General features: G+C 62.9%; 4 protein-coding genes and 1 pseudogene. 1 reads left to right on the top strand and 4 read right to left on the bottom strand.

Translation table 11 applies throughout. From position 1 onward, the window contains the following. From EN939_RS20995 to EN939_RS20985, 3 genes and pseudogenes are all read right to left on the bottom strand, one after another. Window positions 1–273, bottom strand: a pseudogene (locus EN939_RS20995) (sugar ABC transporter permease); the annotation flags it as partial. After that, window positions 270–1,130, bottom strand: coding sequence for a carbohydrate ABC transporter permease (locus EN939_RS20990; protein WP_127269508.1), 861 nt, complete (start codon window positions 1,128–1,130; stop codon window positions 270–272). The pseudogene EN939_RS20995 and the gene EN939_RS20990, both read right to left, overlap by 4 nt. Window positions 1,131–1,211: 81 nt before the next feature. Next, window positions 1,212–2,825: an extracellular solute-binding protein gene (locus EN939_RS20985; RefSeq protein WP_127269507.1), complete on the bottom strand. Its 1,614-nt coding sequence runs from the start codon at window positions 2,823–2,825 to the stop codon at window positions 1,212–1,214. A 337-nt stretch (window positions 2,826–3,162) separates the two neighbouring features. Between EN939_RS20985 and EN939_RS20980 the strand changes: the two genes are divergently transcribed. Then, on the top strand, window positions 3,163–4,191 hold the full coding sequence (locus tag EN939_RS20980) for a LacI family DNA-binding transcriptional regulator (protein WP_127269506.1): 1,029 nt from the start codon (window positions 3,163–3,165) through the stop codon (window positions 4,189–4,191). 49 nt (window positions 4,192–4,240) lie between these two features. Here the strand turns inward: EN939_RS20980 and EN939_RS20975 are convergent. Next, window positions 4,241–4,864 (bottom strand): aliphatic sulfonate ABC transporter substrate-binding protein (locus EN939_RS20975; protein ID WP_127269505.1); only part of this gene is annotated, 624 nt, incomplete at its 5' end.

The raw sequence follows: 4,864 nt of genomic DNA, 5'->3' as shown, positions 1-4,864 counted from the left end.
CCAGAAGCGCGCGTCGGCGGCGAGATCGGTGTAGTTGGCAAAGCTGTTCCACATCGACCAGGCGTTCCACCAGCCGGTGCCCGACAGCGGCGACCAGTCAGTGACGCTGATGTAGAGCTGCATCAACAGCGGGAAGGCCGAGATGAACAGCACCAGGATCTGCGCAGGCAATGTCAGGCGAAAACCCAGCCTTGCGCCCTCATCGCGCGAAACCGGCTTTGCTCCGACGGCTGTCATCTCATCCTTGGACGTCATGGCAGTCACCGCGCTCATTGCTTGAGCGCCCCGAACGTCAACCCGCGCACCAGATGGCGTTGGATGGCGATGCCCATGATGACCGGCGGCACGGCCGCGATCAGGCCAAGCGCCGCCTTGGCGCCATAGAGCTGCCCGGTCATCGAGGAGGATAGCGAGGCCATGTAGACCGGGATGGTCACCCATTCGCGCGTCGTCAGAAGCAGCGCGATCAGATAGTCTGACCAGTTGAGGATGAAGACGAAGAGCGCGGCACTGGCGAGCGGCGCGCGCATCATCGGCAGCGTGATGCGGGTGAAGACGCGCAGCCGCGAACAGCCTTCGACAAGCGCTGCCTCCTCGATCTCGCGCGGCATGTCGTCGAAGAAGGTCTTCATCAGCCAGAAGGCGAACGGCAAGGTGACGATGCCGTAGATCAGCGCCAGGCCCCACCAGCTGTCGGTGAAGTTGAGGAAAGCCCACATGATCATCACCGGGATCATGACCGCCATCGGCGGAAAGATCCTGAGCTGGATCAGCGCCAGCGGCAGGTTCTGGCCGGAGCCGAAACGCGACAGCCCATAAGCCGCGGCAGTGCCCGCCGACATGGCGATCACCGTGCCGAAAACCGCCGACAGCAGCGATGCGAGGATCGGCTTCAGCGCGTTACGGTCGAGCGCGACGATCAAATTGTTGGTCGACTCGCCGAACACGAAACGGAAATTGCTGAGCGTCGGGTTCTTCGGCCACCAGGTCAGTTCGGCGCCGGTCGCCGACCATTCGGCGATCGGCTTGAACGCCATCGATACCATCCACAGGATCGGCACCAGCGTCACCGCCATGGCCGCGAAGATCGCGGCATAGCGGAATATCAGGAAAGGAACGGAACGCTTCATCTGGCGGCTTTGCTGGTGGCGTTGTGGGCGGAGGGGAGAAGTAGGCTCCTCCCCTCCTTCGATATGATCCAGGGAGAAGGATCAGACGATTGGATCGAGAACTGTCGGCCAGGCCTCCTTGTTGGTCTTGATGGCTTCGAGCAGTTTGTCCTCGCCGGTGCGCCGGGCGATCTTCTTCCACTCTGCCTCGGTGTCGGCCATCGCCTGCTCCGATGTCTTGGCCTTGGTCAGCGCCGCCATCAGGTTCTCGTCGAGCGCATTGTGGAAGGCTGTCGCGCCGGGATAGTTGATGGTCGGCACGGTGCGGGCGACCGTCTCGCGCACGACGTCCATGTGGTAGGCATGATAGGTCTGGCGCACCAGCGGATCGGAGAAGTCCGAAAGCCGGAACGGGTCCAGATAACCGCCGGGGTTGGCACTCATCCAGGCATAGATGCGGGCCGAGCCCAGCCATTGCAGCAGGAGGTAGGCGACCTCCTGGTTCTTCGACTGTGACGAGATCATGCCGGTCAGCGAAAACCACAGCACGGAACGGCTGATCAGCTTGCCGCCGATCTCGCGGCCGGGCGGCAGCATCGAGCCGATCTTGCCGGTGACGGCTGAATCCTTGTTGCCGGCATTGTCGAGGAATTTCGGCAGGTTGGAGAAGGCGCAGGTCATCGCCGCACCACCCTTGGCGAAGTTGCCGTATTGCTCCGGCCAACCCCAGGAGATCGCATCCGGCGAATGATGCGCGAGCGAAGCAACATATTCGTTGGTGGCGGCGATGCCTTGCTCGGAATTGATCATCGGCTTGCCGTCATCGCCAAACAGGAACTGGTTGGGCGAAGCCATCGAGACATAGCGCTGGTACCAGTTCGTGTAGCCCCAGCCCTGGTTGCGCAGGTCGGTCGAGCCGAACAGGCCCTTGTCCGGTCGCTGGAAGAAGGCGGCGATGTCGCCATGCTGCTTCCAGGTCTTCGGCGGCGCCAGATCGTAGCCGTATTTGTCCTTGAAGGCCTTCTTCTCGGCTTCGTCGCCGAACAGGTCGGTGCGGTAGACCCAAGTCTGGAAGTCGCCGTCCAGCGACACGCCATAGTTCGAGCCGCGGTATTTGTTGAGCAGCGACACGCCCTTGGCGCCGTTGACATAGCCGCTGACGGGATCGTCCCATTCAGGCTTATGCTGCGCGACAAAGTCGTCGAGCTTGGCGATGCCGCCGGTTTCGGCGAGGTCGCCGAGGCGGTTCCATTCGGTCGAGTAGATGTCGTAGGCCCCACCCTTGGTGGAGATGTCCTGCATCGTCTTGGTGAATTCCTGGCCGTTCGGCAGACCGACGATTTCGATCGCGATGCCGGTTTCCTTTTCCCACAGCTCCTTGATCGACGGCGCACCGGCCGGGAACGGCTGCGTGAGCTGGCCGATCGAGCCGTCGGACAGGCCGAGCACGATCTTGGTCGGCGCCTTGCCGGCGCCCTTCAGCGCCTTCGCCGCCTCGATGGCGCGGCCTTCCGGCGTATCGGCGCCATACTGGTAGCGCTCGGCCCCTTCGAAGCCCGTCGGGCCGCCGATCATGCCTGGCGCCAGCGCGTCGGCCGCATAGGCACGGCCGGGACGAATGAATTGGGGTGCGATACCAGCAGCGGCCATCATGACGGCCGCCTTTCCTCCAGATGCCAGCAGCCGGCGCCGCGAGATGCGGATCAAGTCAGACATTGAAACTCCTCCCTCAGGGCCACGTTTCCTCCACGACCCTTATGAGGGATATTGACGACAGCATGGCAAGGCTGTCAACATCATAAATAATCAAAACACATCATAACATCGCAATAGGGCAAGGAAAATGCACAAAAACGGGATCCATCCGTCAAGCCGGATGCCTCAATTTGAGGGCACCCGACCCTTCCCGGCCCTGCGCAGCCCTGCCGGACCATTTGATTTAGCCCGGCGGCTTGCACATCGGCCAAGGGCGGATACATCATTTCCCATCAGAATCGCCGATGACGCGGAAGCCGTCACCAGCCGATCCGACGCATGCAGGAGATGAAAGACGGTGCGTTCCACCCTGACTGACATAGCCCGGGAGGCCGGCGTCTCGGCCGCCACCGTCGACCGCGTGCTCAACAACCGGCCCGGCGTACGGGCGCGCACGCGGGAAATCGTGCTCGAAATGGCGCAGCGCCTCGGCTACATCGCCGAAGGCCCGAACGGCACGCCGCCACGGCCCTCGCCCGGCGAGGTCATCCGGCTCGACTTCGCCCTGCCGGCCGGCACCAATTCCTTCATCAAGATGCTGCACCGCCACATCGAGGCACAGGCTCTGGCGCGGCCCGACCTCGATGTTCGTATCGCCACCATAGAGGGCTTCAATCCTGACCGGCTCGCTCGCCTGCTGCAGGATCTGCGCGGACAGACGCAAGGCGTCGGCGTCATCGCACTCGACCATCCGACGGTGCGCGAAGCGATCCGCTCCCTGTCGGCCAACGACATCAAGGTGGTGACCATCGCTTCCGACATCCTGCATGTGCCCAGGGTCGCGTATATCGGCATCGACAACCGCGCCGCCGGGCGGCTGGCCGGCTATCTGCTCAACCGCTTCATGGGATCGGGGCGTCCGGGCAAGGTGGCGCTGTTCGCAGGTTCGCTGTCCTATCGCGGCCACGAAGAACGCGAGATGGGGTTCCGCCACGTGCTGACCGAGGAATCACCCAATCTGCAGATCGTCGAAATGCGCGAAATGCTCGACGATCGCGAGAAGGCCTATTCGGAGGCATCGGCCCTGCTGGAGCGGCACCCCGACCTTGCCGCGATCTACAATGTCGGCGCCGGCAACACCGGCATCGCCCGCGCGCTCAAGGAGCGCGACCGCGCCCAGTCCATGGTCTTCCTCGGCCACGAAGTGACGGACGGGACCAAGGACCTTCTGCTCGACGGCACGCTCGACGCTGTCATCGACCAGAACCCGCGCGTCGAGGCCCGCGAAGCGCTCAACACCCTGATCCATGCGGTCCGGGGACTGCCCTATGAACTGCACCAACCAAGGCTGCAGGTGATCTTCAAGGAGAACATCCCGGAGATTTGACCTGTACGAGGCGGCGCCGCAAAGCGCCCGCCCGCTCGATGCTTCTAGTCTATTGGACGGCAGCGACTTCAGCCGCGGCGCCATCGACAAAGCTCTTGTCGACCCATTTGCCATAGTCGATCGAGCCCTTCAGCAGCCCGGCGCTGGCCATGAATTTCTCCTCGCCTTGCAAGGCGGCGATCGCGCCGTCCGTGAGTTTCGGATCCTGATGGAACACCCCGTCGGCATAGGTCTTGCGGACGGATTTTTCCGACGACTTGGTGGCCTCGACAAAGGTCTTGATCGTCTGGTCCGGATGGGCATCGGCCCAACGCGAAATCTCGATATCGACCTTCAGCAGCCGCTTGACCAGATCGGGATATTTCGCCGCGAAGGCGCCGTTGACCGAGATGACGTTGGGCACGTTCCATTCCGGATGAGTGCTGGTGTCGAACAGGACGCGCGCCTCGCCGGTGTCGACCAGCTTGGCCGCCGTCGAATCGGTCTCGACAATGGCGTCGATATCGCCGCGCAGCAACGCCGGGCCGGATGCCTCGAACGGCAGGTTCAGACCTTCGACGTCATTGGTGGTCAGGCCGACGCTGTTCAGCGCCTTGCTGAAGTTCGAATGCCGCACCGTGCCGGTGAGATAGGCGACCTTCTTGCCCCTGAGATCCTGCAGCGTCTTCAGCGG

The organism is Mesorhizobium sp. M7A.F.Ca.CA.002.05.1.1, assembly GCF_003998335.1.
Lineage (GTDB): Bacteria > Pseudomonadota > Alphaproteobacteria > Rhizobiales > Rhizobiaceae > Mesorhizobium.
The sequence above is the reverse complement of the archived record's forward strand: the minus strand, read 5'-3'. Positions and strand labels throughout refer to the sequence as shown.